The 247-nt window shown below is 72.1% G+C and carries 1 protein-coding gene; it reads right to left on the minus strand.

The annotated features are described in order from the left end of the window. Nucleotides 1-247 (minus strand): UvrD-helicase domain-containing protein (locus ACQG3P_RS21390; protein WP_426806178.1); only part of this gene is annotated, 247 nt, incomplete at both ends.

Below are 247 nucleotides of genomic sequence, written 5' to 3' on the forward strand. Positions count from 1 at the left end.
GCGCCGCGCCAGCCGTAGATGGCCTGGTCGTCGTCGCCGACCACGAACCCGTGGCCGCTGTCGCCGGCCAGCACGCGCACGAAGGCGTACTGGATGGCGTGGGTGTCCTGGAACTCGTCCACCAGGATCTCGCGGAAACGCGAGCGGTAGGGGGCCAGCAGCGCCGGGTTGTCGCGCAGCAGTTCGTGCGCGCGCAGCAGCAGCTCGGCAAAGGCGACCAGGCCGGCGCGGTCGCAGCGCTCCTGGT

The sequence above is a fragment of the Stenotrophomonas sp. SrG genome, assembly GCF_050031795.1.
Lineage (GTDB): Bacteria > Pseudomonadota > Gammaproteobacteria > Xanthomonadales > Xanthomonadaceae > Stenotrophomonas > Stenotrophomonas rhizophila_A.